Origin of the sequence: Aquitalea palustris, assembly GCF_003693445.1 — a bacterium.
Lineage (GTDB): Bacteria > Pseudomonadota > Gammaproteobacteria > Burkholderiales > Chromobacteriaceae > Aquitalea > Aquitalea palustris.
In genome coordinates this window covers 1-26,401 of record NZ_RFAR01000065.1, presented here as the reverse complement: position 1 = coordinate 26,401, position 26,401 = coordinate 1, and the positions used below count along the sequence as shown (strand labels likewise).

Genomic DNA, 26,401 nt, shown 5'->3' with positions numbered 1-26,401 from the left:
GGTGAAATGGGCCGCGGCTTTGCCGTGGTGGCCGACGAGGTGCGCAAGCTGGCTGAACGCACGGCCAAATCCACCACTGAAATTTCCTCGGTCATCAGCAAGATGCAGCAGGGCACGCAGGACGCGGTCAGCAGTATGGAAACCGTGGTGGAGCGGGCCAATCGCGAAGCAGACGGCGCGCGCGAGGCCAATAGCGCCATTGGCCAGATTCAGACCAATACCCATCAGGCCATGGGGCTGGTACACGATATTTCCAACAGCATTTCCGAACAGACCAGCACCAGCACCACCATTGCCCAACGGGTGGAACAGATTGCCCAGATGGCCGAGGAGAACTCGTCGGCGGCCAGCAGTTCCGCCGATGCCGCACGCGATCTGCATCACCAGGCCAGAAGCATTCTGCAAACCGTGGCGCAGTATCAGGTATGAGACAGTAAAGTACCCGCCGGCCCGCCACTCAGCCCAGATGGGTGTGGCGTTCCGGCCGGGCGCTGGCTTCCATTTCCGCCAGTCCCTGCAGGATGCCGCATTCGTCCACGCCCTGCTGTTGCTGACAGCGCTGGCGCAGGGCATCCAGCTCTTGCTTGAGCTGCAGCAGCTCGGCAATACGCTGGTCCACATGCTGGATGTGCGCATCCAGCAATTCGTTTACTCCACCACAATCCGCCCCTGCCGTTTCCATCAGCGCCAGCAGCTGGTGGATTTCCTCGTGGGTCATGTCCAGGGCGCGGCAATTGCGCACAAAGCGCAGCCGCTCCAGATGGCGCGCACCATAGCTGCGGTAATTATTGGCGGCACGGTCAGCCGCCGGCAGCAGCCCTTCCTTTTCGTAGAAACGCACCGTCTCCGTGGTGCAAGCCGCGTGACGAGCCAGATCGCCGATTTTCATTCCACCCTCCCAGCCAAGGCTTGACCTTGTAGTTGCTACAAGGTGTTTACTGTAAGCCAATGTCGCAGCGGAGACCAGCATGAAACACCACCACCCCCCTCATCAGCACGACGAACATGCACATGAACACAGCCATGACCATGAACACGATCATGGCCATGCCGAACAACATGCCCACCAGCACAGCTGTGGCTGCAGCGGTGCCGCGGCCAGCACCCTGGCCGCGCTGCCTGCCGCACAAGCCACGGGCGAACTGCTGCGCACCCCTATCCGCATCCTGCAAATGGACTGCCCCACCGAAGAAGCGCTGATCCGCAACAAACTGAGCCATATGCCCGGCGTGCAGGACATGGAATTCAACCTGATGCAGCGGGTATTGACGGTCAGTCACCAGCCAGCCGTATTGCCAGGTATTCTGGCCGCCCTGCGCAGCCTCGGTTTTGAACCGCAAACCGGCGACACACCAGCCGCCCGGGCAGCCCAGCCAGCACCCGCCGCCTGGTGGCCACTGGCCCTGGCCGGCGTGGCAGCAGCCGCGGCCGAAGTATGCAGCTGGCTGGCCCTGCCCGGCTGGCTGGCTGGTTTGCTGGCGCTGGCGGCCATTCTCAGCTGCGGCCTGAGCACCTACCAAAAGGGCTGGATTGCCCTGCGCAACCGCACCCTCAACATCAATGCGCTGATGAGTATCGCCGTTACCGGTGCGCTGTTGCTGGGTCAATGGCCGGAAGCCGCCATGGTGATGGTGCTGTTTACCCTGGCCGAGCGCATCGAGGCCCACTCGCTGGAGCGCGCCCGCAATGCCATCGGCAGCCTGTTGCAACTGACACCGCCGCAGGCCATGGTGCAGCAGGCGGACGGCAGCTGGCAGAACATGGCGCTGGCAGACATCACCATCGGCGGCACCGTGCGGGTGGCCCCGGGCGAGCGCATCGCACTGGATGGTGTACTGCTTGCCGGCAGCTCCAGCGTCAATCAGTCGGCCATGACCGGCGAAAGCCTGCCGGTGGAAAAAAACGTGGGCGACAGCGTATACGCCGGCACGCTGAATGCCAGCGGCTCGTTTGAATACCGGGTCACGGCCGCCGCCAACGACACCATGCTGGCGCGCATCATCCATGCCGTAGAACAGGCACAGGGCGCACGCGCGCCCACCCAGCGCTTTGTCGACAACTTCGCCCGCTACTACACCCCGGCAGTCTTCCTGCTGGCGTTGGCTGTTGCGCTGCTGCCGCCGTTGCTGGCTGGCGGCAGCTGGCATGACTGGCTGTACAAGGCGCTGGTGCTGCTGGTCATCGCCTGCCCCTGCGCCCTGGTCATTTCCACCCCGGTCACCATCGTCAGCGGCCTGGCTGCCGCCGCCCGGCGCGGCATCCTGATCAAGGGTGGCGTCTGGCTGGAACAGGGCCGGCATTTGCGCTGGCTGGCGCTGGACAAGACCGGCACCATCACCCACGGCAAACCGGAACAGACCGACTTTGTTGCACTGGGCGAAGCCAAGCCTGGCGATTACCAGCAGCTGGCTGCCAGCCTGGCCGGCCGTTCCGACCACCCGGTCTCGCAAGCACTGAGCCGGGCCGCCGCGCAGCAGGCGCTGGCGCCATTGCCGGTGAACCAATTCCGCGCCCTGCCCGGCCGTGGCATCCAGGGCAATATCGCCGGGCGTGACTACCTGCTGGGCAACCAACGGCTGCTGCAGGAGAGCGGCCACTGCCCGCCCGCGCTGGCCACACAATTGGCGGCACTGGAGGCGCAGGGCAAAAGCGTGGTGGTCCTGCTGGATGACAGCGGCGCGCTGGCCCTGTTTGCCGTGGCCGACACCATCAAGCCCGGCAGCTCGGCGGCCATTGCCGAACTGCACCAGCTGGGGGTGAAAACCCTCATGCTCAGTGGCGACAATCAGGCCACCGCTACTGCCATTGCCAGCCAGGCCGGCATCGATGAGGCGCGTGGCAATCAGCTGCCACAGGACAAGGCCGATGCGATAGCCGCCCTTGCTGGCCAGGGCCTGGTCGGCATGGTGGGGGATGGCATCAACGATGCCCCGGCACTGGCCCGTGCCGATATCGGCTTTGCCATGGGCGCCATGGGCTCGGACACGGCCATCGAAACCGCCGACGTGGCCCTGATGGATGACGATCTGGCCAAGATCCCGGCTTTTGTGCGCCTGTCACGCACCACCCACGCCATTCTGGTGCAAAACATCGCCCTGGCACTGGGCATCAAGGCGGTTTTCCTGCTGCTGACCCTGCTGGGCATGGGCAGCATGTGGATGGCGGTGTTCGCTGATGTCGGCGCCAGCCTGCTGGTAGTGGGCAACGGCCTGCGTTTGCTGCGCAAATAAGGCTGTACGGCGGGCGGCTGTGTCACGGCAGGCATATTGCTTGCTTTAACCGTGACAGAAACGCTTCCACCACCCCGGAAGCGTGCCGTCCGCTCCCACCCCGATGCGGTACGGCTTGCCCGCAGGAGCCTGACATGACAGCCGACACCCCGCTTACCTTGCTGATCACCCGCCGCATCGACCCGGCACGCCATGCCGAATTTCACCAGTGGATCCGCCACGGCGAAGCCCTTGCCAGCCAGGCTGCTGGCTACCTCGGTTCGGGGCTGCTGTCGCCACCGCCCGGCGACGACAGCTGGCAGATCCTGTTTCGTTTTGCCAGCCAGTCCAGCCTGGACGCCTGGGCCGCCAGCCCCGCCCGCCAGCAATGGCTGCAAGAGGGTGCCGGGCTGATCCGCCATAGTCAGGTGCATTGCGCCAGCGGACTGGACAGCTGGTTCGGCCTGCAAGCACCGCCGCGCTGGAAGCAGGCGGTGATGATCTGGCTAGCCTTTTTCCCGGTTTCACTCAGTTTCAACCTGCTGCTGGGCGAGCAGCTGGCCGCCCTGCCACTGGTGCTGCGCGTACTGTGCAGCACGCTGCTGCTGACACCAGCCATGGTGTTCTGCTTCATCCCGCTGTGCAGCCGCCTGCTGCGCAACTGGCTGCAAGCCAAGCGCCAGCACGCACCCTCACTCGCCGGGGAACACGGAACGACAGCAGCATAAGCTTGCACCGGCCGGTTTTTCTCATGCTTTATTGTGTAAAACGGTCGGAATCAGCGATGACCTCGTTTATGATAAGGCTATCGCTCGCAAGAGTAGCTTACTGATCGAAAGCCCCGCCGATGAACGCCCCCTGGCACAGCCCGCTGGATAGCGGACAGCTGGAAATGCAATTACGTCAATGGCAATCCAGCCATCCCGGCCAGCAATTGCTGGCGCTGGTAGCAGAATCCGATCAACAGCAGCTGCCCCTGCTGCAAACCTGCTGCCTGCACCTGGGCATTGCGCTGGCCGGTGGCGTTTTTCCGCGCCTGCTGGACAGTCAGGGCTTTCTGCCCGGCGGTGCCTGGCTGCTGCCACATGCCTCACCGGCCAATGCGGCCCTGCTCGGCATCCACCCTGACCGTGGTGCAGCCACTGCCGCCCGGCAAATGGCCGACCAGGTACTGCCCATGCTGCAGCAGTGGCCGGCGGCACAGGGCAAGCCCACGCTGTTCATGCTGTTCGACGCCATGCTGCCGGACATTGCCTCCATTCTGGACGAGCTCTACCTGCTGCTGGCCGATCAGGTGTACTACGGCGGGGTGAATGCCGGCAGCGAGAGCTTCCAGCCCATGCCCTGCCTGTTCGACCAGCACCGCACCATTGGCCACGGCGTGCTGTGCCTGCTGCTGCCCTCCTCCGCCAACCCGGCAATTGCCCATGGCTATGCCGCACCACAACAAACCACCTGCGCCACCGCCACCGCCGGCAACCGCATCTTCCAGATCGACTGGCGGCCGGCTTTCGACAGTTACCGGCAGATGGTGAAAGAACAGTTTGGTGCCGAACTGACCCGGGAAAACTTCTACTCCTTCGGCGTGCACTTTCCGCTGGGCGTGGTGCTGGCCAACCAGCAGGTGCTGATCCGCGTGCCGGTAGCACTGGAAGACGACGGTTCGGTGTTCTGCGTGGGCGAAGTACCGGAAAATGCCTTGCTGATCATGCTGCAGGCCCCGTCGGAACCAGGGACTGAGTGCGTGGACAGCATTGTGGCCGACTTGCGCCAGCGCCATGGAGATATCAGCCAGCAGCCGCTGCTGGGCTTTTACTGTGCCGGTCGCAGCATGCATTTCGGGCCGGCAGCGCTACAGGAGATCAGCCACTTGCAAGCCAGCAGCGCGGCGGCGCCGCTGGTGGGTGCGCTGACCCTGGGCGAAATCGCCAGCCTGCAGGAGTGGGGCTATCCGCTGTTTCACAATGCCAGCATCCTGTGCAGCCTGTGGCGGTCGGCATGAACAAGGACCAGTTGCTGGCCGTGCTATACGACCTGTCGCTCACCATCGGGCGCGAGGTGACTGTCGATGCCCTGCTCACCAAGGTGGTACAACGCCTGCTCTACCATACCGGCTGCCCCACCGGGCTGGTGCTCAGCCACCCGCAGGGGCTGGATGCCGACCATGGCCGCTTGCTGAAGGTGATCGGCGACCACCTGCTGCAGCAGCAACAAGGTGAAAACATCGCCCTGCCGCCAGGCCTGCTGGGCCGCACCATCCGTTCCGACCTCCCCCAGGCACTGCTGCAAGTCTTTACCGGCCAGCCGCGCTACCACTGTGGCCTGCGCCTGCCACTGGACTCCCAGCACACCATCCTGCTGCTGGCCCCGGTGCCACTGCTGCAGCAACTGCCACTGGATCACGTGTTTCCGCCAGTGCTGGCCAATCTGTCACGCGCCATCAAGCTGTGCCAGGACAGTGAACAACTGGCAGAAACCATGCAGCGCGAACGCAATCAGGCCAAGGCCGCGCTCAACCGTGCGCTACGCTTCAACCAGGCCCTGCTCAACGCCATTCCCATCGCCGTGTTCTACAAGGATGCAAGCGGACGCTATCTGGGCTGCAACCCGGCCTTCAGTCGCACCGTGGGCATGCAGGCCGAGGACATCATCGGCAAGCTGCCGGCAGAAGTCTGGCCGGCTGAACTGGCCGCCATGTTCGCCCAGAAAGACAGCGAGCTGATCACCACCCGCCAGCCGCAATTGTTCGAATACGTGATACGCAGCCAGCAAGGCAAGCTGATGGATGTGGTCTACGCCAAGGACCTGTTCTACGACGATGACAACCAGATTGGCGGCATCATCGGCGCCTTCATCGACATCAGCGCCCGCAAGCAGGCAGAAGAATCACTGCGCCAGTCGCTGATCCAGGCCATCAGCGCCCTGTCTTCGGCCATGGTGCACCGCGACCTGAGCACGGCCGGCCACGAAGTGCGGGTCAGCGACCTGGCCGTGGCCATCGGTCGCCAGCTACAGCTGGGTGCCGAACAGCTGGAAGGACTGGGGCTGGCGGCCATGGTGCACGATATCGGCCAGATCCAGATTCCCTCGGAAATCCTCACCCGGCCGCGCCGCCTCAATCATGAAGAATTCGAGCTGGTGAAAATGCATGCCGAAGCCGGCCATGAAATCCTCAAGGACATCCATTTTCCCTGGCCGATTGCCGACATCGCCTGGCAGCACCATGAAAACATGGACGGCAGCGGCTACCCACGCGGACTCGCCGGCAACGACATCCTGCTGGAGGCGCGCATCATCCATGTGGCCGACAGCATGGAGGCCATGCTGTCGCATCGTCCCTTCCGCCGCCAGTTGGGCATGGAGCAGGCCATCGCGCAATTGCAACAGCACCGTGGCAGTATCTACGACCCGGCCGTGGTCGATGCCTGCCTCAGCCTGTTTCTCGAGCAGGGCTACCAGCTACCGGACAGCAAAAGAAAAAACTGACCATGTCCATCCCCACCGCACACACGCCGCTGAGTGCCTGCACGCTGCAGGCACTGATCAGCCAGCTTCCCGATCGCGTCGTCATCAAGGACCACACATCGACCTTCATCGCCTGCAACCAGCGCTTTGCCGATGATCTGGGTCTTGCGGTCGATGCCATCAGCGGCAAAACCGATTTCGATTTTTTCCCGCCCCAGCTGGCTGCCCGCTACCAGGCCGACGACCAGCGCGTCATCCGCAACGGCGAGAGCATCACCGTGCAGGAGCCGGGCATGTTTGCTGGCAACCCCGGCTGGCTGGAAACCAGCAAATCGCCGATTTTCGATGCGGCTGGCCAGTGCATCGGCTTGACGGTGATCATCCGCGACATCAGCCAGCGGCTGCGTGACATCGACGAAATGCGCCGCCAGTCATGGGCGGTACAGGCCAATAGCCGTACCAATCAGGCGCTGGTGCAGGCAAGGGATGAAAGCGAGTTGCTGCAGGCGGTATGCGAGGCGATCGTGGCCGACCAGCGCTATCAGCTGGCACTGATCTGCGGCATCTGCGATGTACAGCAAAAACAGTTGCAAGTACTGGCCTGCGCCGGCAGCGCCCGTGGCTATGCCGAACAGCTGCAAGTCAGCTGGGACGAGCACGAAGCTACCGGTCAGGGGCCAATCGGCCACTGCATCCGCCAGGGCAGCACGGTCAGCCTGGGCGAACTGCAGCAACAGCCGCAGTTCCAGCCCTGGCAAGCGGGGGTGCGCCAGTTCGGCCTGCAAGCCATCGTCGCCATCCCGCTGGTGGCCGGCCCGGACCTGATCGGCGCGCTGGCGGTATATGCCGGCGAGGCACAATCGTTTGGCCCGGTGGAAGTGCAGGTGTTCGAAGAACTGACCCGCAATGTGCAGTTTGGCATCCAGTCGCGACGTACCCAGGTGGCCTACCAGCAGTCTTTGCAGGAGCAGGCCAGCCAGGCCCAGGTGCTGGAGAAGGCGCTGGAAAACGCACTGGCCGCCATTGCCTCTGTGCTGGAGCAGCGCGATCCCTATACCGCCGGCCACCAGAAGCATGTCGCCGAACTGGCCGTGCTGATCGGACAGGAAATGGGTTTGTCAGACGAACGGCTGCGCGGGCTGTATCTGAGCGGCGTGGTGCACGACCTGGGCAAGATCGAGGTGCCGGCGGAAATCCTCAGCAAGCCAAGCCGGCTGCATCCGGTGGAGTTCGCCCTGGTCAAGCGCCACCCCGACGTAGCGTATAACATCCTGAAAAACATCGACTTTCCCTGGCCCATCGCCGACATCATCCGCCAGCATCACGAATTCATGGATGGCTCGGGTTATCCGCTGGGTTTGCGTGGCGACGCCATCCTGCTGGAAGCGCGCATTCTCACCGTGGCCGATATTGTCGAATCCATGTCATCCGACCGCCCCTACCGCGCTGCCCTCGGCATCGAGCAGGCCATCGCCCAGATCCGGCTGATGCGCGGTGTGCAACTGGACCCGGAAGCAGTCGACGCCTGCATCCGCGTGCTGGAACTGGGCGCCTTCACCCCGCACTTGCTGTCGCTGCAAAGCGACGACTGAATGGCATGGACAATTTTTCATTCCAATTGACTTGCCATATGCGTATCATGCCGGCTGCAGCAATATAATTTCATGCGAAATCAATAAAATCAAAAGGCTGACACCATGCAAGTCAGTGGTGAATACGTAGAGTCCATCGCGACCCTGTGCATTTTTTTTACCTTTTCCAGCATTTTGTCCGCTTTATTGCACCGGCAGAAAAGGAGCAAAACCTCACTGCTGGCAGGTTTCGCCAATGTCTGCATGATTGCCGGGGCGCTGGTCATCATCGCGCGCAACCAGCTACCGGAACACCTGGTCTTCGTCCTCACCAATTTTTGCTTTGAAGCCAGCCTCTACTGCAGCTTCCTGGCCATGCTGTACTTTCACCAATTACAACAGCGCCATCGTCGCAAGCAGCGCTTGCTCAGCCTGTTATGGCTGGGCTCCATCCTGCTGCTCACCCTGTTTCCCACGCTGACCACCCACTACAACTATCGCATGCTGTGCATCCTGCCTTATTACATCTGCCTGTTCGGCATGATGTCCTGGCTGGCGGCCCGGCAGCCCAGCAGCTCCAGGCCGCTCTCCCAGAGCATCTGCATTTATCTGGCCATGCTGGGAGCGGCCTGTAGCCTGCTGCGTCTGCTATTGGCCTGGTCCATCGACAGCCCCTTCCCGCAAGCAGACGACAGCCACCGCCAGACCCTGCTGATGAATGTCACTGCGGTCTGCCTGTTTGGCTTGGCGCTGACACTGATTTTCTGGGAGTTTGAAAACGGTACCCGTGACCTGCAAACGCTGGCGGACATAGACAGCCTGACCGGCCTGCCCAATCGCCGCAGCTTTCTGCAGCAATGCCGCCAGCGGCTGCAGCAAGGTCAGCAAGGCTCATTGCTGATTTTCGATATTGATCACTTCAAGCAGATCAATGACCGTTACGGCCACTTGGCAGGAGATAGGGTACTGCGCCAGCTAGGCGAACATTTGCGCGGGCTGGCACGTCGCGATGACCTGCTCTGCCGCTATGGCGGGGAAGAATTCTGCCTGTTGCTGCAAAACGCCGACACGGAACAGGCCGGCAGGCTGGCGGAACGACTGCGCAGCAGCATAAGCACGCTGCAGTTTGCCGTGGCACCGCAGCACACCCTGCAGATCACCATCAGCATTGGTGGGGTTGCACTCAACCTCAACACCGCAACCGCGCAGTTGCCACTGGAGCAGTGGCTGGAGCAGGCGGACCGCCAGCTATACCAAGCCAAGAACCAGGGGCGCAACCGAGCGATTATTGCCGGAATGACAGCCTGAATCGGCCATGAACAGGCGCTGACCAACCAGCAGCAGCGCACAGATGGGGTAGCGCCCTATCGGCTACGCACCAGCGCCGGCGCAGCAGCAGTACGGCCAGCAGGCGCAACGCCAGCCGGGCTGGTTTGCGCAGCGGATCTAAGCTTTCAACAAAAATTCGCCAACCTTGGCCGCCGCCACTTTTTGCAAGCGGCACAGCTCGGCATGCGCCAGGCCAGGTCGCTGATGCTGGCGGGCAGCGGTATCCAGCAGGTATTGCAGCAGATGCGCCGCCATGCGGGCATCAGCCAGAGCCCGGTGGGCACGGCCGGCATCGGGCAAGCCGGCCCAGCGGTTGAGCGTGCCCAGCTTGTGGTCCGGCGCCTGCGGCAGCAGCCGGCGCGCCAGTAGCAGGGTGCAGGCAAAATCCTGCTGCCGCTGCCGACCAAGCAAGGCCAGCTCGTGATCCCAGAACTTGCGGTCGAAGGCGGCGTTGTGCGCCACCAGCGGGATGTCACCAACAAAGTCGGCCACTTCGGCCATCACCCGCGACGCCGGCGGTGCCGAGCGCAGCATGGCATTGCTGATGCCGGTCAAGCGCTCGATGTCGGGCGGTACGCGCACCCCGGCATTCATCAGGCTTTGATAGCTGTCCAGCTCGCGGCCATCCTGCCACAGCACCACGGCCACCTCGGTGGCACGGCTGCCCATGGCGGGCGACAGGCCACTGGTTTCAAAGTCGAGTACGGCAAAACAGGCTGACATGGGGCTTAGTTCAGTGCGGCCTTGGCGGCCTCTTCCGGACTCAGGCCATCAAAGAACATGTCGGTAAACCACTCGGCATTTTCTTCAATCTGCTGCTGTGCTTCGTCCGGCTTGGCACCGGCAGCCACGAACAGGGCTTCCACTTCGGCGCACCACTGCAACAGGGCTGCGGTTTCCGGATCCAGCTCGTCGTCTTTGCGTTTGGACATGGTTGATCTCTCAATGAAAAGTAAAAACTGAGGCGGCATTGTACACGCCATCGGCAAGGTTCTGGCTGGCACGTGCTGGATATTGCTAGAATCCGCCAACACCACCTTACGGAAAATCCTCATGAGCACTCTCGTTGATGTCGATCTGGCCAAATGCTATCGCCTGCTGAATCACGGCCCCACCGTGCTGGTATCCAGCGCGCATGGCAATCAGCACAATGTCATGGCTGCCGCCTGGGCCATGCCGCTGGACTTCTCCCCAGCCAAGGTGCTGGTGGTGATCGACAAGGCCACCCATACCCGCGAACTGATGGAAGCCTCTGGCGAATTCGTGCTGAATGTCCCCTGCCGGGCACAGGCGGAGCAGGTACTCAAGGCGGGCAGCATCAGCGGCAAGGAAGTGGACAAGTTTGCGACCTGCGGCCTGGAGGCCGTGGCGGGCGACAAGGTAGCCGCGCCGCATGTGGCCGGCTGCATTGCCTATCTGGAATGTCGCATCATCAGCGAGCCGCACAATCAGCAGCAATATGATCTGTTCATCGGCGAAGTTGTATTCGCCAGGGCCGACCCGGCGGTATGGCACGATGGCCATTGGCAGTTTGACGGTCATGATGACAAGCGCAGCCTGCACTATATTGCCGGTGGCAGTTTTTTCAGCATTGGCGAGCAGTTCAGCGTAACGGCCGACCAGACCGCAGATTGAAACAGGCCGCGGTAACGGCGGCCTGTTTCTGGTGATTCAAGCACTGCAGACCAGATGGCGCAGCGCCCCTGGGGCAAGGCGGCGCTACGCTGCGGCAGGTATTTTGTCAGTAACGCTAAATGACCTGCTGCACAAAGCTGTCGAACGCTTCCACCAAACGCTCGACATCCGCCATCGTGGTCTGCGGGCACACCAGCAACATATTGTGGAAAGGTGTGATCAGCAGACCGCGATTGAGCAGATAGAGATGGATGATGTGTTCCATATCGCTGTCCAGAATGGCATCCGCCTCGCTGCCATTGCGCGGCGGGGTGGCGGTGAACTGGAACTCGGTACGCGCCCCCACCTGGGTGACACACCACGGCAGCTGATGGCGGGCGATGACGGCACGCAGCCCCTCGGCCAGCTGGCCGGCCAGGGCAAACATGTGGGCATACGCCTGTTCGGTCATCACCTCGGCCAGATTGGCGCGCATCGCGGCCATCGCCAGCATATTGGCGGTCAGCGTGGTGCCGATGCCGCTATGCCCCGGCACCGCCTCGCGCTTGGCCTGTTGCGCCCGCTCGGCCATTTCCGCCGAAAAACCATAAACCGCGCACGGCACGCCGCCACCCATCGGCTTGCCCAGCACCATCATGTCCGGTGCCAGGCCGTGAGCGCGGCTATAGCCACCCATGCCGGTGCTGATGGTGTGAGTCTCGTCCATGATCAACAGCGTGCCGTAGCGGCGGCACAGCGCCTGCGCCGCTTCCCAGAAGCCTGGTTCCGGCAGCACCATGCCGATATTGGTCATGGCCGGCTCGGCCAGCAGGCAGGCTACCTGCCCGTCCTGCAGCACCGCTTCCAGCGCGGCCAGATCATTGAACTCCACCACGCGGGTGTATTGCGTCAGGTCGTATACCTGCCCCAGCAGGCTGGCCCGCTGCACCGGCTGGCCATCCACCAGGTCGACAAATACATCGTCGATGGTGCCGTGATAGCAGCCATTGAATACCAGCAATTGCTGGCGGCCAGTGGCAGCCCGCGCCCAGCGCAGGGCAAAGCGGTTGGCATCGGTAGCGGTCATGGCAAACTGCCAGTAGGGCAAGCCAAAGCGGCGTGCCAGCTCGCTGGCCACCCAGACCGCATCTGCTGACGGCAACATGGTGGTGATACCACGCGCAGCTTGCTCGGCCACGGCCCTGGCCACCGGCGCCGGGCCATGGCCAAACATGGCTCCGGTATCACCCAGACAGAAATCGACATACTGATTGCCGTCCACATCCTCAAAGCTGGCACCCTGCGCCTGCTTTACATACAGGGTAAAGGGGGTGGACCAATCGTCCATCCAGTGCAACGGCACGCCAAACAGCAGATGCTGCCCGGCCTGCCCCGACAGCTGCCGCGATTGCGGCCGTGCCGCGATAAAGCGCTCGCGCTCCTGCGCGTGCAGTTGCAGGGCCTTGTCCCAGTTGATGCCGTGTCGTGTAGTCATCCATCTCTCCTAGATCTTTTCTGTGCGGACAGCAGCCCGCCATCATGTCATACGTGCAGTTGCAGGTGTTCGCGTTCCCAGGCGGTGATGCCGCGATTGAAGGTTTCGAATTCCTTTTCCTTCACCGCGCAGAAGGCCTGTACAAACTGTTCTCCCAGAATTTCCGACAATTCGGGACAGTCCTGCATCAGCGCCACGGCATCTTCCAGGCTGCGTGGCAGCTCGAAATCCAGATCATAGGCACTGTCGCTCATCGGCTCGCTGGCTTGCAGTTGCTGCACCATGCCCAGATAACCGCAAGCCAGGGTGGCCGCCATCGCCAGATAGGGGTTCACATCCACCCCCGGCACGCGGTTTTCCAGCCTGCGCGCACTGGGGCCGGACGGTGGAATGCGGATGCCGCAGGTACGGTTGTCATAGCCCCAGCGCACATTGATGGGGGCGGCTGCGTGGCGGCTGAGCCGGCGATAGGAATTCACATACGGTGCCAGCATGGGCATCACCAGCGGCAGGTATTTCTGCATGCCGGCAATGTGCTGGAAAAACAGCGGCGTGGCCGTGCCATCTGCTGCCGAAAAGATGTTTTCGCCGCTGCTGCTGTCGACAATGCTCTGGTGGATATGCATGGCACTGCCCGGCTCGCCCTCCATCGGCTTGGCCATGAAGGTGGCGAAGATATTGTGCCGATAGGCGGTTTCGCGCACGGCGCGCTTGAACAGAAACACCTGATCAGCCAGCTCCATGGCATCACCATGGGCAAAGTTGATCTCCATCTGGCAGGCACCTACCTCGTGAATCAGCGTTTCTACATTGAGCTTGGCCTGCTGACAGAAGGTGGACAGCTCCTGAAAGAAGGGATCGAAATCGTTGACGGCATCAATGGAGAAGGACTGCCGCCCCACTTCCGAGCGCCCGGCGCGGCCGGTGGGCGGACGCAGGGGTTCGTGCGGATTGCTGTTCTGGCGGATCAGGTAGAACTCCATCTCCGGCGCCACTACCGGCCGCCAGCCACGCTCGGCATACAGCTTGAGTACACGCCGCAACACCGCGCGCGGTGAAATGCCGATCGGCTGGCCATCAAAATCCTCGCAATCGTGGATCACCACCGCCACCGGTTCGATGGCCCACGGCACCAGGCGAATGGACGACGGGTCCGGCACGCACACCATGTCCGGATCGTTGGCCCCGACAAAGCGTTCGAATTCGGCAAATTCACCATTGACGGTGATGGTCAGCACCGCCCGCGACATCTTCATGCTGGCTTCTGCCAGAAACAGATCGCGCGGCACGATCTTGCCGCGCGCCACGCCGGTCATGTCGGGAATGACGCATTCCACCTCGTGGATATTGTGTTCACGAATGAAGCTGTGCAAATGTTCATGCATGATTTCTCCTTTATGATCATAAGTGCAAAAAAGCTTACATTCCAATACCGCACCAACCCGAAAGAAATTAAATGTAAATACCGGAATTAAAGCTGAAACAGATCATAGTAAGTAAAAATTTCAATGTCAACATTTGATCAAATTATCAAAATAAAGCGAAGCATCACAGCGCTGCCACTGCTATGGTATCCTTGTGACAAACTCCAATACTGACCGACCCGCCAACGATGAAGACTCCAGCCTCCTCCACCCTGCAGGACGAAACCTACACCACGCTGCGCCAATGGCTGTCACTCGGCCGCTGGCTACCCGGCGAACGACTCAAGATCAAACAGCTGGCGCAGGACATGCAGGTCGGTGAAATGCCGGTTCGTACTGCCTTGCAGCGACTGGTAGCGGAAAAGGCCCTGGCGAATATTCCCAATTGCGGCGTGACCGTGCCGCAGCTGACCCGCACCCAGTTCGACGACATTCTGCAAACCCGCATGTTGCTGGAGGGTGAAGCGGCCGAAAAAGGCGCACGCAATCTGAGCAGTGCCGATTTCAAGCTGCTGGAACAACTGACCGTCACCATGGAGCAGGCTATCAAGGAGCACGACGTCAAAGGCTACCTGACAGCCAACGAAGAGTTCCACATCACCCTGTACCGCGCCTCCGGCTCGGCCATGCTACTGGCCCTGATCGAAAGCGTCTGGCTGCACGTCGGCCCCATCTCCAACCAGCTGCACCAGGACCCGCACGTGTGGAGCATCATGAACGACTGCCATGAAGACATGATGCGCGCCCTGCAACGCCAGGACCCCTCCGCCGTGCGCCGCGCCATCGAGCGCGACCTCTTCAACGCCGGTCAGTATCTGAAAACCCTGTGCAACTGAACAGCATGCTGGCCGCATGAAAAACTGCGCACCGGCCTTTATGCTGCGCACTTAATAAAAAAGCACCGCCCCACGCATGGGAAACGGTGCTTTTTTTGCTTTCAGCAACAACGCCAGCACAAGTGCACGGACCCGACCACGTACAAACTCACTGCCGCTGCGCTGAACAATCCGGGCCCATCACGCTACTTGTCAGGCTCACAGCCTTGGCTGACTTTGCCACTATCGATATCTTGCGTGGCGCATGAGGTCTCTTGGTATTTTCCAGCCTTGAAAGAAAGCTTCACCAAGTAGCATTTCCCACCATGGCATTGCGCCTCCTGGATGTCTTTCATGCCATTGCGACTGCTGCCCAGCACCTGGAATGCATCCGAGCTGCCGGCGTAGAGCATGTTGTTCCGGTCATCCACAATCCAGTGGCAGAAGATATGGGCACCATAGAAGGTCCGGAAGTATGGCGAAGACTTGGGCCGAACAAAAAGAAAGGCCTTGCGACCAGCGGACAAAGGGAGCTTGCGGCTGACGAAGAACTGCCGATAGTCGCCGGCCCTGAGGTTTTTTTCTGCCATCTCCTCGTCGGCCTGCGCTTTCAAATCCGCATCGGAACGGACGATCATGCCGGCCACGGTCTGCGACACGGCTGACCAGCCGGTGGTTTGCTCTTCCGTATAGGTTGCAAAAATGGGCTGGGCCAGCGCCGCGCCTGAAAGCAATACCATCAACAAGCCAACAGTCTTCATCATCATTCCTTGCTTGCAGTGCTTGCGACATTGGCAGCAACGAGTGCGCAGCAGCAGGACCCTGGCGCGCTTGTCTGCATGGCAATGGCAGGAAAACACTACACTCCGTACCAGGCCATGAACACCTCCACCCCCCGCGCCACCCGCTCTTGCAGCAGGGTCAGGTCATCCTCGCTCACCACGCCAATCAGGAAGGTCTGCTGATACTCAGCCTGTATCAAGGACAGCAAATGCATGGCAGCCACCCAGCCATCCGCCTGACGCAGCCGTCCGGCCGCCATTTCCGCTTCCAGATAGGCCGCCACCTTGTTCCACCCCTGACGCGGGCCGGCATCATAAAACTGCTGCGCCGCACCGGCACGGACCAACTCGCCAACAATGATGCCGCGCATGGCCATCAGATCCGGCCCCAGAATGACCTGCAGGTAGTTTTCGGCAAAAGCCTGCAAGGACGCCGCAATGTCTCCACCAGGCACCAGTCGCGCATAGGCATGCGACATGCGCTCCTCGGCCAGCATCTTCATCACACTTAAAAACAGCTCTTCTTTTGACTTGAAATAACCATACAGCGTGGCCTTGGAGCCACCTACCCGGCTGCAGATTTCCGCCATCGACGTAGCCTCGTAGCCACGCTGCAAGAACACTTCCGCCGCCGTCGCCACCATGTGCTGACGACGTTCTTCGCTTTTTGTACGCATTCACACTCCGAAACAGTACCAAACTGTACAGTTTTTCTTGACGACAATAATTGGCTGGATTATAACAGTACCGTACCGTACAGTTAAAGACCTTGGCAATATTATGGACACCACATCAAGCATGCGCCGCCGGCACTCATTGCTGCAACTTTCGCTGCTGGGCAGCCTGTTGCTGACCGGCTGCGCCAGCGTACCAGAACTGGGCCCGGCCGCCCGTAGCAAAACCACCGCCGAACTGGCCAGCCAGCAAAGCCTGCCGACCAGCGCAGCCCAATGGGCCAGCAGCAACTGGTGGCAGGATTATAACGACAGCCAGCTCAATGCCATCATGCAGGAAGCACTGCGTAATGCACCCGACCTCGCCGCAGCCCAGGCCCGCCTGGCCAATGCAGCAGGCCAGGCCGAACAGGCCGGTGCCAGCCTACTGCCCAGCGCCAGCCTGGACAGCTCGGTCACCAAGCTCAAACAAAGCTATAACAACGGCATGCCGGCCGCCTATGTACCGCACGGCTACAACAACTCCGCCAGCGTAGAGTTGAACTTCAGCTATGAGTTCGATTTCTGGGGCAAGAACCGCGCCGCCGTGGCCGCCGCCAGCTCGGATCTGGCCGCAGCCGAGGCTGAAGCCGCACAAAGCCGGCTGACCCTGACCAGCTCGATTGCCGCCGGCTATGCCGAACTGGCCCGCCTGTTTGCCGAACAGGATGCCGCCGAGCAAGCTCTGGCCGTACGCCGCCACAGCGTCGAACTGCTGCAGCAGCGCTACGACAATGGCCTGGAAACCCTGGGCAGCCTGCGCCAGGCCGAGTCACGCGCCGCCGGTGCCAGTGCCGACCTCAGCGCTGCGCGTCAGGCCATTGCCCAGCAACGCTATAGCATCGCCGCCCTGATGGGCGCCGGCCCGGATCGCGGACTGGCGATTGCACGACCACAAGCCAGCCTGCTGCACGCCCAGGGCTTGCCCGCCACCTTGCAGGCCGACTTGCTGGGCCGCCGGCCCGACCTGGCAGCCGCCCGCCTGCGCGCCGAAGCCGCAGCCCGCCGCATCGATGTAGCGCACGCGGCGTTCTACCCCAATGTCAATCTGTCGGCCTATCTGGGCGTGCAGTCGCTGGGCCTGAGCCTGCTGGGCAAGAGCGGCTCGGATGTCGGCGGCATCGGCCCGGCCATTTCATTGCCCATCTTCCGTGGCGGTGCGCTACAGGGTAATTACCGCGTGGCACGTGCCGAATACGATGCCGCCGTCGCCAGCTACAACCAGACCCTGACCCAGGCCCTGCACGATGTCGCCGACGTAATGGCGCAAGAAAAGGAACTGGCTCCGCAGCTGGAGCAACGCCGCCTGGCACTGAAAACCGCCGAGCAGTCCTACCAGGTCATGCAGAACCGCTACCAGGGCGGCCTGGCCAGCTACCTGGACGTGCTGAATGCCGAAGATACCGTCATCAGCTGCCGCCGCAGCGCGGCCAGCCTGGAAACCCGCCAGCTATTGCTTGACGTCAGCCTGATCAAGGCACTGGGCGGCGGCTATCAGCAAGCCTGATCCCACCCGCCCGGCACACACAGACAAACCGCATACTAGAGAACCATCATGAGTGAAATCAGCCAAACCCTTCCCGCCAGTGCAGCCCCGCAAGCCAGCGACCAGCTGCGCCTGGCCAAACGCAAGAAACTGTTCATCCTGCTCGGCAGCGCCGTCGCCCTTGGCGCACTGGCAGCCGGCAGCTACTGGGTACTGGTGGCCTCGCACCATGTCAGCACCGACAATGCCTATGTTGCAGCCGAAATCGCCCAGGTCACCCCGGAAGTCAGCGGCACCGTGCGCGAAGTACTGGCGGTGGATACCCAGGCCGTCAAGCGTGGCGATATTCTCGCCCGTCTGGACGACAGCGATGCCAAGCTGAACCTGGCCCAGGCCGAGGCCGAGCTGGCCCGTGCCGAACGCCGCGTACAAGGCTATCTGGCCAGCGATGAAGGCCTGCAGGCGCAGATCCAGGCGCGTATTGCCGACCAGGCCCGCAGCAATGCACAACTGGCTTCTGCCCGCGCCGACCTGCAACGCGCCGAGCTGGATCTGAAGCGCCGCCAGGCACTGGCCAAGAGCGGCTCGGTATCCGGCGAGGAACTGAGCAATGCACAAAACGTGTTCAGCACCGCCAGCGCCAGCCTGGCCGCCGCCGAAGCCGCCGCCAAACAGGCCGAAGCCAATGCCCGCGCCGCACAGGGTTCACTCAAGGCCAACCAGACGCTCACCGTCAACACCACGGTGGACAACAACCCCGAAGTGGCCCTCGCCCGCGCCAAGCGTGACCAGGCCCGCCTCGACCTGGCGCGTACCGTGATCCGCGCCCCGGTGGATGGCGTGGTGGCCAAGCGCCAGGTGCAAACCGGCCAGCGCGTGCAGTCCGGCACCCAGCTGATGTCGGTGGTGCCGCTGCAGCAGGTGCATGTGGACGCCAACTTCAAGGAAGTACAGCTGGACAAGGTACGCATCGGCCAGCCGGCCACCCTGACTGCCGACCTCTACGGCAGCCGCATCACTTACCACGGCAAGGTGGCCGGCCTGTCCGGCGGCTCGGGTGCCGCATTTGCCACCATCCCGGCGCAAAACGCCACCGGCAACTGGATCAAGGTGGTACAGCGCCTGCCGGTACGGGTAGCACTGGACCCGGCCGAACTGCGCGCCCATCCACTGCAAGTGGGCCTGTCCATGGAAGTCACTATCGACACCGCCAGCACCGGCCATAGCGAGTAAGTCATGTCCAGCAGCCCATCCTCCACCGCCCCGCAGCCGCTGCAGGGTAATACGCTGTGGCTGGCCGCTCTGGTACTGGCCGCCGCCAACTTCGTCGCTGTGCTGGACACCACCATTGCCAACGTATCGGTGCCCAATATTGCCGGCGGCCTGGCGATTTCTTCCAGCCAGGGTACTTATGTCATTACGTCCTATGCCGTGGCCGAAGCCATCACCGTACCGCTGACCGGCTGGCTGGCCGCGCGGCTGGGGACGGTGCGGCTGTTCATCGGCTCCATGGTGTTGTTCGGCCTGTTTTCCCTGCTGTGCGGCATGGCCGGTTCGCTGGAGACGCTGGTGCTGTTCCGCGTGCTGCAAGGCCTGGCCGGCGGCCCGCTGATGCCGATGTCGCAAACCCTGCTGCTGCGGATTTTCCCCAAGGAAAAAACCGGCGCAGCCATTGGTTTGTGGAGCATGACCACGCTGATTGCGCCCATCATGGGGCCGATTCTGGGTGGGGTGCTATGCGACCAGGTAAGCTGGCCGTGGATCTTCTGGATCAACGTCCCCATTACCATGCTGTGCGGCTATGCCGGCTGGCAGTTGCTGAAAAGCCAGGAAAGCCTGCGCGAGAAAATCCGCGTCGATGCCGTCGGGCTGGGCCTGCTGGTGGTGTGGGTGGCCGCCCTGCAAATCATGCTGGACGAAGGTAAGAACCTGGACTGGTTCAACTCGGTCGAGATCATCGCGCTGGCGGTAACGGCAGCGGTCGGCTTTGCCGCCTTCCTGATCTGGGAAATGACCGAACGAAACCCGGTGGTAAACCTGCGGGTATTCCGCCACCGTGGCTACTGGGCCAGCGTACTTACCATCTCGCTGGCTTTCGGTTCCTTCTTCGGCGCCACGGTACTGACCCCGCAATGGCTGCAAAGCTATATGGGCTACACCGCCACCGAAGCCGGCCATGCCACGGCCATGAGCGGCATTCTGGCCGTGCTGGTGGCACCGCTGGTGGCGCAGCTGTCCACCCGGGTCGATCCGCGTCCGCTGGTGTTCATGGGGGTGATGTGGCTGGGCGGCGTCACGCTGTACCGCAGCTTCTCCACCACCGACATGGGTTTCTGGCAAGTGGCGTTGCCGCTGCTGTTCCAGGGTGTGGGCATGCCCTTCTTCTTCGTGCCGCTGACCGGCCTGGCCATGGCCAGCGTCGAGCCACAGGAAATGGCTGCCGCCGCCGGGCTGATGAGCTTTATGCGCACCTTGTCCGGCGCATTTGCCACCTCGTTGGTGACCACCGCCTGGGATGACAAGGCCAGCTATAACCATGCTGATCTGGTCGGCAGCCTGGACAGTACCGGCAGCACCTTGCGCACGCTGCGTGACAGCGGCTTGAGCATCGATGCCGCCACCGCCCAGCTAGGCCAGATGCTGCAATCGCAAAGCATCATGCTGGCCACCAACCAGATCTTCTGGCTGACCGGTCTATCCTTTGTCGTGGCCGCCTGCGCCATCTGGCTGGCCCCACGCCCGACGCGGGTGGCCGATACCAGCCAGGCGCACTGACACCATCATCCTGCGTGGCAGCCATGACCCCAGCGTTCTGGCCGCCACGCCATAGGGCACAGCTTATCTGCACACAAAAAAAGAAAGCCGGGTAAATACCCGGCTTTCTTTTTGACTGGAACAAAGCGTTTTCGCCCGTTCCGGCAAGTAGGGCTTAGGCTTGCGGAGCAGTACCTTCCGCATGCGATACCACTGCATCGATTTGCAGCAGCGCATTACCCGGCAATGCTGCTACAGCAACAATGCGGCGAGCCGGCGTGCCAGTCGGGAAGAAGGTGGCGTAAACCTCGTCGATAGCCGCGATATCTTCGATATTCTTGAGGAAGATATTCACTTTGACCACGTCAGCCAGCTGGTGGTTGATGCTTTCGACAATCGCCTTGATATTCTTCAGGCACTGGGCAGCCTGTTCCTTGACGCCACCGGCCACCAGCGCACCACTGGCAGCATCCAGCGGCAGCTGGGCAGACAGATGGTTGTAATGCGAGAAAGCCACGGTCTGGGTGGACAGACGGTCTTGCGGAGCTGCCGGGGTGTTATTTGCCTTGATGACAATGCCGTGGCGGTCTTCAACGGCTTGCGGCGGCGTGCCATCGCCATGCGATACCACCACTTCGATTTGCACCAGCGCATTCATCGGCAATGCGGCGGCAGCAATCACCGTACGGGCCGGGAAATAAGCTACAGCGCGGGCAATGGCCGAATCCGGGAAGAAGGTCGTATAAACTTCATTGACGGCATCGATATCCGCCAGGTTTTTCAGAAAGACATTAACCTTGACGATATCGTCAAAAGGCACATCAATCCCTTCCAGAATTGCCTTGACGTTTTTCAGGCATTGCGCGGTTTGTTCTTTCACCCCACCCGCTACCAATTGACCGGATAGCGGATCAAGCGGCAATTGCGCCGAAATATTGTTGTAGTGAGAAAAAGCCACGGTCTGGGTCGACAAGGGGCTAAGCGGTGCCTTTTCGATATTTCTGGCGATCTTCACCAGATCACCGGCTTGCGGTGCATTCGGGATGGTACCTTCGCCATTGGAAACCAGCGCTTCCACTTGCACCAGCGCACCCAGCGGCAATGCGGCTACCGCTACCGTGGTCAGCGCCGGACGATAAGCCGGGAAGAAGCTGGCATAGACCTGATTTACCGCGTCAATATCGGCAATATCCTTGAGGAAGATGGTGATTCTGACCACATCATCCATAATATGGTCGATGCTTTCGACAATGGCCTTGATGTTTTTAAAGGATTGCTCGGCCTGCTCTTTTACGCCGCCAGCCACCAATTGGCCGGATACCGGATCAATCGGCAATTGCGCCGACAGATTATTGTAATGAGAGAAAGCGGCTGTCTGCGAATAAGGACCCATATTCTCAGGAGCATTTGTCGTATTTCTTGCCAGAACTGCGTTATATCCACTCATGATAATGCTCACCTTTTACTTGATTTAGGGTATTCCGTAGCAAACATTTGCCGATTTCTCATCTGCCATGGCTACGGCTTCATTCCGGATAAGCACCATTTGTTTAAGCCAACAACAGTTGCATGACCCGGAAGCGAAAACTCGCATAGATAATGAAACGGTAATATAATGAACTGCTAATTTTTAGTCAACACGGTTGAGCTTGATCCAGGTCAATAAAACGACCATTCCCCTGTACACCACTCTGGCAGCAAATGGCCCGCATGCTCTGCGTACAAGATATGACTTCACTATATTTTCGATGATGTGGCTTTTTTACTGCCACGGTGACAGGGCTGATCAAACAAGCCTGAATGCGGAATTTTCCTGATAAAACTGGCCAAAACAGCGGATTAATCTGCCAGAAACAATTTATCGAACTGATACGCCCATGCTGCCGAATTGGAGAAGTCGGTCAAATCTGTTTATTTACTGATTAAATAGCCAGATTGAGCCAATCTGCATGGTCTTTGCAGCGGCATCAGTCACCGCAACTGTGCTGAGGATGCCGCAGACTTACATTCAAGTTGCCCTGCATAAGCAGAAACGGCCACGACCACCGCTGAAGGCATGCACTCAACAAGATGCGCCAGCGGCGGCAGGCCCGGGCTGCCCGGCCCAGGCCTGCACAGCTGCACGACGCCACGACGCTTTGCTACGCCGCCACGCCCGGCACGGCAAAGCCAGGCGCCTGCTGCGGGTGTTCAGCCCGGGTGATGTAGTCCTGCATTTGTGGACGATAGCGCTGCCATAACTGGCTTAATTCGGCGATGGGTTCACCATCACTCCAGTCAATGCGCAGGTCGATCACCGGCCATGCCTGGCTTGCCACCAGTTTGAGACCGGCAGCATGAATGGGGCCGGCTTCCCCACCCGCCGCCACGGCAGCCTGCATGGCGGCCAGCAGGCGATCGGCCAGATGACCGGAGCTGGCGGCAAAGGCAGCCACCATCTGCTGCGGCACGGAGGCACTATGCAGGATGTTGCCACCGGCAAGGCAATCGGTGCCGCTGGCGGTAGCGTGGATACCCAGCGCATGCTCGCCGCTAAAGGTGAGCGCCTCGCCGCTGGCCGGCAACAGCAACAGCTGCCGCCATTGCAGGTGAGGATCGGCCTGTGCCAACTGCTGCAGCAAGGCAGCGCCACGCACTCCGCTGGCCATGGCTTGCAGCGCCAGCGGCCCCAGCAGCGGATTGGTCACGTTCTGACTCATCACCGCCCCCACTCCGGCCTGCAGGTGGCAGCAGCGGCTGGCGACGGCAATGCTGGACGAGGCCACCGCCACCCCCAGCATGCCGGTTTCCGGGCAGCGTGCCGCGATGGAGAAGGTCATGGCTGATAGCCCTCGGGAATGACGGCGGTGATGTCGATTTCCACCAGCCATTCCGGCCGCGCCAGCGCCGAAATCACCAGCCCGGTAGACACCGGATACACCCCTTTCAGCCACTTGCCCACGACCTGGTACACCGTCTCGCGATAGCGGGTGTCCACCAGATAGATGACGATCTTGCACACGTGATCCAGGCAGCTGCCCGACTCCTCCAGCAGCATTTTCACATTGGCCATGGCTTTTTCGGTTTGTACCGCAACATCGCCGATGCCCACCGATTCGCGCGTGTCCAGATCCTGGCCGATCTGCCCGCGCAGGAAGACGATATTGCCGGCCACCACCGCCTGACACAGATCATTGTCGAGCTTTTGTTCCGGATAGGTTTCTTTGGTATTGAAGGGACGAATGCGCTTGTGAACCATATTTCACCTCATTGCAGTGGATGGCGGGCTGAGCGAACAGCCCGGATGTGTCTGATTGGCCGGGCTGTTGTTTCAGGCCGGCGCAGTGGCGGTACTGGCCGGCGCCACCGGCTCCGGCGCGTGATAAGCCTGATATTTGCGCTGGGTGGAGATATGGTCGGCAATGAATTTGGCATCGTGCCAGACACCCCAGATAAAGCTGGACCCCCGACGTGACAACCAGGGCAGGCCAAGAAAGTACACGCCAGGCTCGGCGGAAATACCGCGCTGATGCACCGGCTTGCCCTTGTCATCGAAGGTATCGACCTGCAGCCAGCTGTAATCGACGGCAAAACCAGTAGCCCAGATAACGGTGGTGATGCCAGCAGCGGCCAGATCAAGCTCGAGCACCGGATGACTGACACAGGCCGGATCCGGCCCGATCAGACGTGCTTGCGGCTCGGGCGGCAGGTCCAGCCCGTTACGCTCGATATAGGCATCGGCGGCATCCAGCAGCGCCAGGTAATTGGCATCGCCGGCTGCGATATTGGCAGCCAGATCCGGCTGGAAGCGCATCACGCCCTGAGCGTAGTCTCGGGTCATGCCGAGCAGGGTAATGCCCTGCTCGGCCAGCCGGCGGAAATCCACGGTATGGCCACCGCGCGCACCACTGACGGCAATGGTGACATGCTCGCGCCCCGGCTGGACTTTCTGCGCATCCCATTGGCCCAGCACCCCCAGCCACCAGCAAAAGTCGCGCTGGCGATAGCTGCGTGGCGGGCGATCATGCGGGCCGACCGACAGGTAGACTTTCTTGCAGGCACGGTGCAGCTCATCAGCGATCTGCACCCCGGAGGAACCCGCCCCCACCACCAGCACCGCACCTGCCGGCAGCTGCTGCGGATTGCGATAGGCCGCGGAATGCAGCTGGGTAATGCCAGGCTGCTCGGGCAGGATGGCCGGAATCAGCGGCCGCTGGAAAGGGCCGGTAGCTGCCACCACGCGTTGCGCTTCGATCAGGCCGGCGCTGGTTTCCACGGTAAAGCCAGGACGGCCGCTATTGCGCGTTACCCGCGTTACTTCCACCCCGGTACGGATGGGTGCCTTGAAATGACGGGCATAGGCTTCCAGATAATCAGCCACCTGCTCTTTTGCCGCAAAGGCATCCGCTGCCACATCGGCGATAGCCAGTCCGGGAAAGCGGTCATGCCAGGCCGGGCCATTGCACACCAGCGAGTCCCAGCGCTCGGAGCGCCAGCGCTCGGCAATGCGCTGGCGTTCCAGCACCAGATGCGGCACGTCCAGCTGGCTCAGGTGTTCGCTCAGGGCGATGCCGGCCTGGCCAGCACCGATGACCAGTGTGTCTGTCTTTTCCATCACCATCGTTGTCTCCTCCCCTGTGTATGCCCCGCAAGCCGGCACGACAAGGCCAGAGCGGGGATGCCGGGCGGCACGGGTGGCACGCCGGCCTGACCACTGCAGTCTAGGGAAAGGCTTTGGATACGGAAAATATATATATTGTCTTTATTGGATAATTTTAATTGATGTAAATAGCCAGCCAGAGCACCCTGCCGATGCCGGCGCGGCATGTAAATTTTCATTAAGACAGTGGTATTGCGGATGGCATTGACAGCCAGTCACGGTAAAGTCGCGCTGCGCATTGCAGCCATCTGAAATGCGCCGGGCCTGCCAGCATGCTGCAGGCCCTCGCCGTGAAAAAATGCGTTAACCGGCCCTAGCCAAGGCAAGCCATGAACAAGACTGTCATTTCACTCCTGCTGGGCACGCTGCTCAGCGCCTGCGCCAGCCACGCCCCGGCCTTGCCGGATGGTCCGGCCGGCCCCATCCGCAAGGAATCCGGGCATGCGGATTGTCCGGATTGCAGCAAAATCGTGACATACCGCGCCGAACGCAGCTTTGGCGCAGAACAGCGCGCCGGCGATGCCCGCTTCAAAGGCACGCTCAGCGCCAGGGCCAGCTTGCTGGCCAGCAATCACAGCGCCAGCGGGGAATATGTCTACAGACTGGCGCTGGACATCAATGCCAGCGGCAACTACCTGGCGGTCACGCCGCTGGCAGCACGCAATCAGCCGCTGGCCCAGGTACAGCAGCAGGATGCCGATCAACTGCATATATGGTGGCAGGATGCTGCCGGAAGGCGGCGCATGCTGCTGCTGAGCGCCTACTCGCGCAGCCTGTCGCTACAGGATTTCCAGTGCCGGGTCACGCCGGGTGACGGCTACTGCAGCTGGAAGCAGTATGTCGAGCTGCCAGCGACCGCCGTGGAAGAGGCAATACGGCTGCATGCTCCGCTGCGGCTATTCGTTGGCAGCACACACAGCAACACCGTGTATGGCATGCGCAGCTACAACAACAAGCCGTCGGCGTCGGTGGTGACGCAGTACAAGGGTGCAGGCATAGAGCTGCCGGCACAGCATGTGCTGGGCTTCAGCCAGGCCATGCAGACACTGGATATTGAAATAAACCAGTAAGAGCGGCTAACAAAATAGCGTAGCGTCCCTGGGGC

24 protein-coding genes are annotated in these 26,401 nt (G+C 61.3%); 13 read left to right on the top strand and 11 right to left on the bottom strand.

Going from position 1 to position 26,401, the window contains the following annotated elements:
* Window positions 1-429: methyl-accepting chemotaxis protein (locus EAY64_RS15340; protein WP_305000380.1), on the top strand; the 429-nt coding region annotated here is incomplete at its 5' end.
* 28 nt (window positions 430-457) lie between these two features.
* On the opposite strand, the gene cadR is transcribed toward EAY64_RS15340, so the two are convergent.
* Window positions 458-889 carry a Cd(II)/Pb(II)-responsive transcriptional regulator gene (gene cadR / locus EAY64_RS15335; protein ID WP_103525615.1) on the bottom strand — a complete coding sequence of 144 codons (432 nt, stop codon included), beginning with the start codon at window positions 887-889 and terminating at the stop codon, window positions 458-460.
* 79 nt (window positions 890-968) lie between these two features.
* Here cadR and EAY64_RS15330 point away from each other — a divergent pair, with 79 nt between their 5' ends.
* The 6 genes from EAY64_RS15330 (at window position 969) to EAY64_RS15305 (ending at window position 9,553) form a co-directional block, all read left to right on the top strand.
* Complete coding sequence (locus EAY64_RS15330; RefSeq protein ID WP_103525614.1) at window positions 969-3,230, top strand: heavy metal translocating P-type ATPase; 2,262 nt, start codon at window positions 969-971, stop codon at window positions 3,228-3,230.
* Between the two features lie 134 nt (window positions 3,231-3,364).
* Complete coding sequence (locus tag EAY64_RS15325; protein ID WP_103525613.1) at window positions 3,365-3,937, top strand: antibiotic biosynthesis monooxygenase; 573 nt, start codon at window positions 3,365-3,367, stop codon at window positions 3,935-3,937.
* Between the two features lie 119 nt (window positions 3,938-4,056).
* Window positions 4,057-5,211, top strand: coding sequence for an FIST signal transduction protein (locus EAY64_RS15320; RefSeq protein WP_103525612.1), 1,155 nt, complete (start codon window positions 4,057-4,059; stop codon window positions 5,209-5,211).
* Window positions 5,208-6,695, top strand: a complete 1,488-nt coding sequence (locus tag EAY64_RS15315) for an HD domain-containing phosphohydrolase (protein WP_103525611.1) — start codon at window positions 5,208-5,210, stop codon at window positions 6,693-6,695. The genes EAY64_RS15320 and EAY64_RS15315 overlap by 4 nt, the downstream gene beginning before the upstream one ends.
* 2 nt (window positions 6,696-6,697) lie before the next feature.
* Complete coding sequence (locus tag EAY64_RS15310; protein WP_103525610.1) at window positions 6,698-8,266, top strand: HD domain-containing phosphohydrolase; 1,569 nt, start codon at window positions 6,698-6,700, stop codon at window positions 8,264-8,266.
* A 105-nt stretch (window positions 8,267-8,371) separates the two neighbouring features.
* Window positions 8,372-9,553 carry a GGDEF domain-containing protein gene (locus EAY64_RS15305; protein ID WP_103525609.1) on the top strand — a complete coding sequence of 394 codons (1,182 nt, stop codon included), beginning with the start codon at window positions 8,372-8,374 and terminating at the stop codon, window positions 9,551-9,553.
* 138 nt (window positions 9,554-9,691) lie between these two features.
* Here the strand turns inward: EAY64_RS15305 and EAY64_RS15300 are convergent, their stop codons facing one another.
* Complete coding sequence (locus EAY64_RS15300; RefSeq protein ID WP_103525608.1) at window positions 9,692-10,297, bottom strand: 3'-5' exonuclease; 606 nt, start codon at window positions 10,295-10,297, stop codon at window positions 9,692-9,694.
* Window positions 10,298-10,302: 5 nt separating this feature from the next.
* Entirely contained in the window at window positions 10,303-10,506 is a 204-nt protein-coding gene (locus EAY64_RS15295) for a hypothetical protein (protein ID WP_059286691.1), read from the bottom strand.
* 121 nt (window positions 10,507-10,627) lie between these two features.
* Between EAY64_RS15295 and EAY64_RS15290 the strand changes: the two genes are divergently transcribed.
* The gene (locus tag EAY64_RS15290; protein ID WP_103525607.1) at window positions 10,628-11,209 is read left to right on the top strand and encodes a flavin reductase family protein; all 582 of its coding nucleotides are present in this window, start codon (window positions 10,628-10,630) and stop codon (window positions 11,207-11,209) included.
* A 115-nt stretch (window positions 11,210-11,324) separates the two neighbouring features.
* Here the strand turns inward: EAY64_RS15290 and EAY64_RS15285 are convergent, their stop codons facing one another.
* Together EAY64_RS15285 and EAY64_RS15280 are read right to left on the bottom strand one after the other, a co-directional pair.
* On the bottom strand, window positions 11,325-12,683 hold the full coding sequence (locus tag EAY64_RS15285) for an aspartate aminotransferase family protein (RefSeq protein WP_103525606.1): 1,359 nt from the start codon (window positions 12,681-12,683) through the stop codon (window positions 11,325-11,327).
* A gap of 47 nt (window positions 12,684-12,730) precedes the next feature.
* Window positions 12,731-14,068, bottom strand: coding sequence for a glutamine synthetase family protein (locus tag EAY64_RS15280; RefSeq protein ID WP_103525605.1), 1,338 nt, complete (start codon window positions 14,066-14,068; stop codon window positions 12,731-12,733).
* Window positions 14,069-14,295: 227 nt separating this feature from the next.
* Here EAY64_RS15280 and EAY64_RS15275 point away from each other — a divergent pair, with 227 nt between their 5' ends.
* Entirely contained in the window at window positions 14,296-14,943 is a 648-nt protein-coding gene (locus EAY64_RS15275; protein WP_103525604.1) for a GntR family transcriptional regulator, read from the top strand.
* A 185-nt stretch (window positions 14,944-15,128) separates the two neighbouring features.
* Here EAY64_RS15275 and EAY64_RS15270 read toward each other — a convergent pair whose 3' ends face one another.
* Window positions 15,129-15,689, bottom strand: a complete 561-nt coding sequence (locus EAY64_RS15270; protein ID WP_103525603.1) for a hypothetical protein — start codon at window positions 15,687-15,689, stop codon at window positions 15,129-15,131.
* Window positions 15,690-15,781: 92 nt separating this feature from the next.
* Window positions 15,782-16,381 (bottom strand): TetR/AcrR family transcriptional regulator, encoded by a 600-nt coding sequence (locus EAY64_RS15265; RefSeq protein WP_103525602.1) that lies wholly within the window; start codon window positions 16,379-16,381, stop codon window positions 15,782-15,784.
* A gap of 103 nt (window positions 16,382-16,484) precedes the next feature.
* Between EAY64_RS15265 and EAY64_RS15260 the strand changes: the two genes are divergently transcribed.
* Genes EAY64_RS15260 through EAY64_RS15250 form a run of 3 tightly spaced genes read left to right on the top strand, consistent with a single transcriptional unit; the run spans window position 16,485 to window position 20,678 of the window.
* Window positions 16,485-17,924, top strand: coding sequence for an efflux transporter outer membrane subunit (locus tag EAY64_RS15260; RefSeq protein WP_103525601.1), 1,440 nt, complete (start codon window positions 16,485-16,487; stop codon window positions 17,922-17,924).
* Window positions 17,925-17,972: 48 nt separating this feature from the next.
* On the top strand, window positions 17,973-19,136 hold the full coding sequence (locus EAY64_RS15255; RefSeq protein ID WP_199106200.1) for an HlyD family secretion protein: 1,164 nt from the start codon (window positions 17,973-17,975) through the stop codon (window positions 19,134-19,136).
* A 3-nt stretch (window positions 19,137-19,139) separates the two neighbouring features.
* Entirely contained in the window at window positions 19,140-20,678 is a 1,539-nt protein-coding gene (locus EAY64_RS15250; protein WP_103525600.1) for a DHA2 family efflux MFS transporter permease subunit, read from the top strand.
* 154 nt (window positions 20,679-20,832) lie between these two features.
* Here EAY64_RS15250 and EAY64_RS15245 read toward each other — a convergent pair whose 3' ends face one another.
* The 4 genes from EAY64_RS15245 to EAY64_RS15230 all read right to left on the bottom strand — a co-directional run bounded on the left by EAY64_RS15245 (window position 20,833) and on the right by EAY64_RS15230 (window position 25,251).
* The gene (locus EAY64_RS15245; protein ID WP_103525599.1) at window positions 20,833-22,104 is read right to left on the bottom strand and encodes a RidA family protein; all 1,272 of its coding nucleotides are present in this window, start codon (window positions 22,102-22,104) and stop codon (window positions 20,833-20,835) included.
* Window positions 22,105-22,798: 694 nt separating this feature from the next.
* Entirely contained in the window at window positions 22,799-23,476 is a 678-nt protein-coding gene (locus EAY64_RS15240; protein ID WP_103525598.1) for a DUF1028 domain-containing protein, read from the bottom strand.
* Window positions 23,473-23,895, bottom strand: a complete 423-nt coding sequence (locus EAY64_RS15235) for a RidA family protein (protein ID WP_103525597.1) — start codon at window positions 23,893-23,895, stop codon at window positions 23,473-23,475. Before EAY64_RS15235 ends, EAY64_RS15240 begins: the two co-directional genes overlap by 4 nt.
* Window positions 23,896-23,967: 72 nt before the next feature.
* Window positions 23,968-25,251: a flavin-containing monooxygenase gene (locus tag EAY64_RS15230; RefSeq protein ID WP_226034133.1), complete on the bottom strand. Its 1,284-nt coding sequence runs from the start codon at window positions 25,249-25,251 to the stop codon at window positions 23,968-23,970.
* Between the two features lie 374 nt (window positions 25,252-25,625).
* On the opposite strand from EAY64_RS15230, the gene EAY64_RS15225 reads away from it, so the two are divergent.
* On the top strand, window positions 25,626-26,366 hold the full coding sequence (locus EAY64_RS15225) for a hypothetical protein (RefSeq protein ID WP_103525595.1): 741 nt from the start codon (window positions 25,626-25,628) through the stop codon (window positions 26,364-26,366).
* Window positions 26,367-26,401 lie beyond the last annotated feature (35 nt).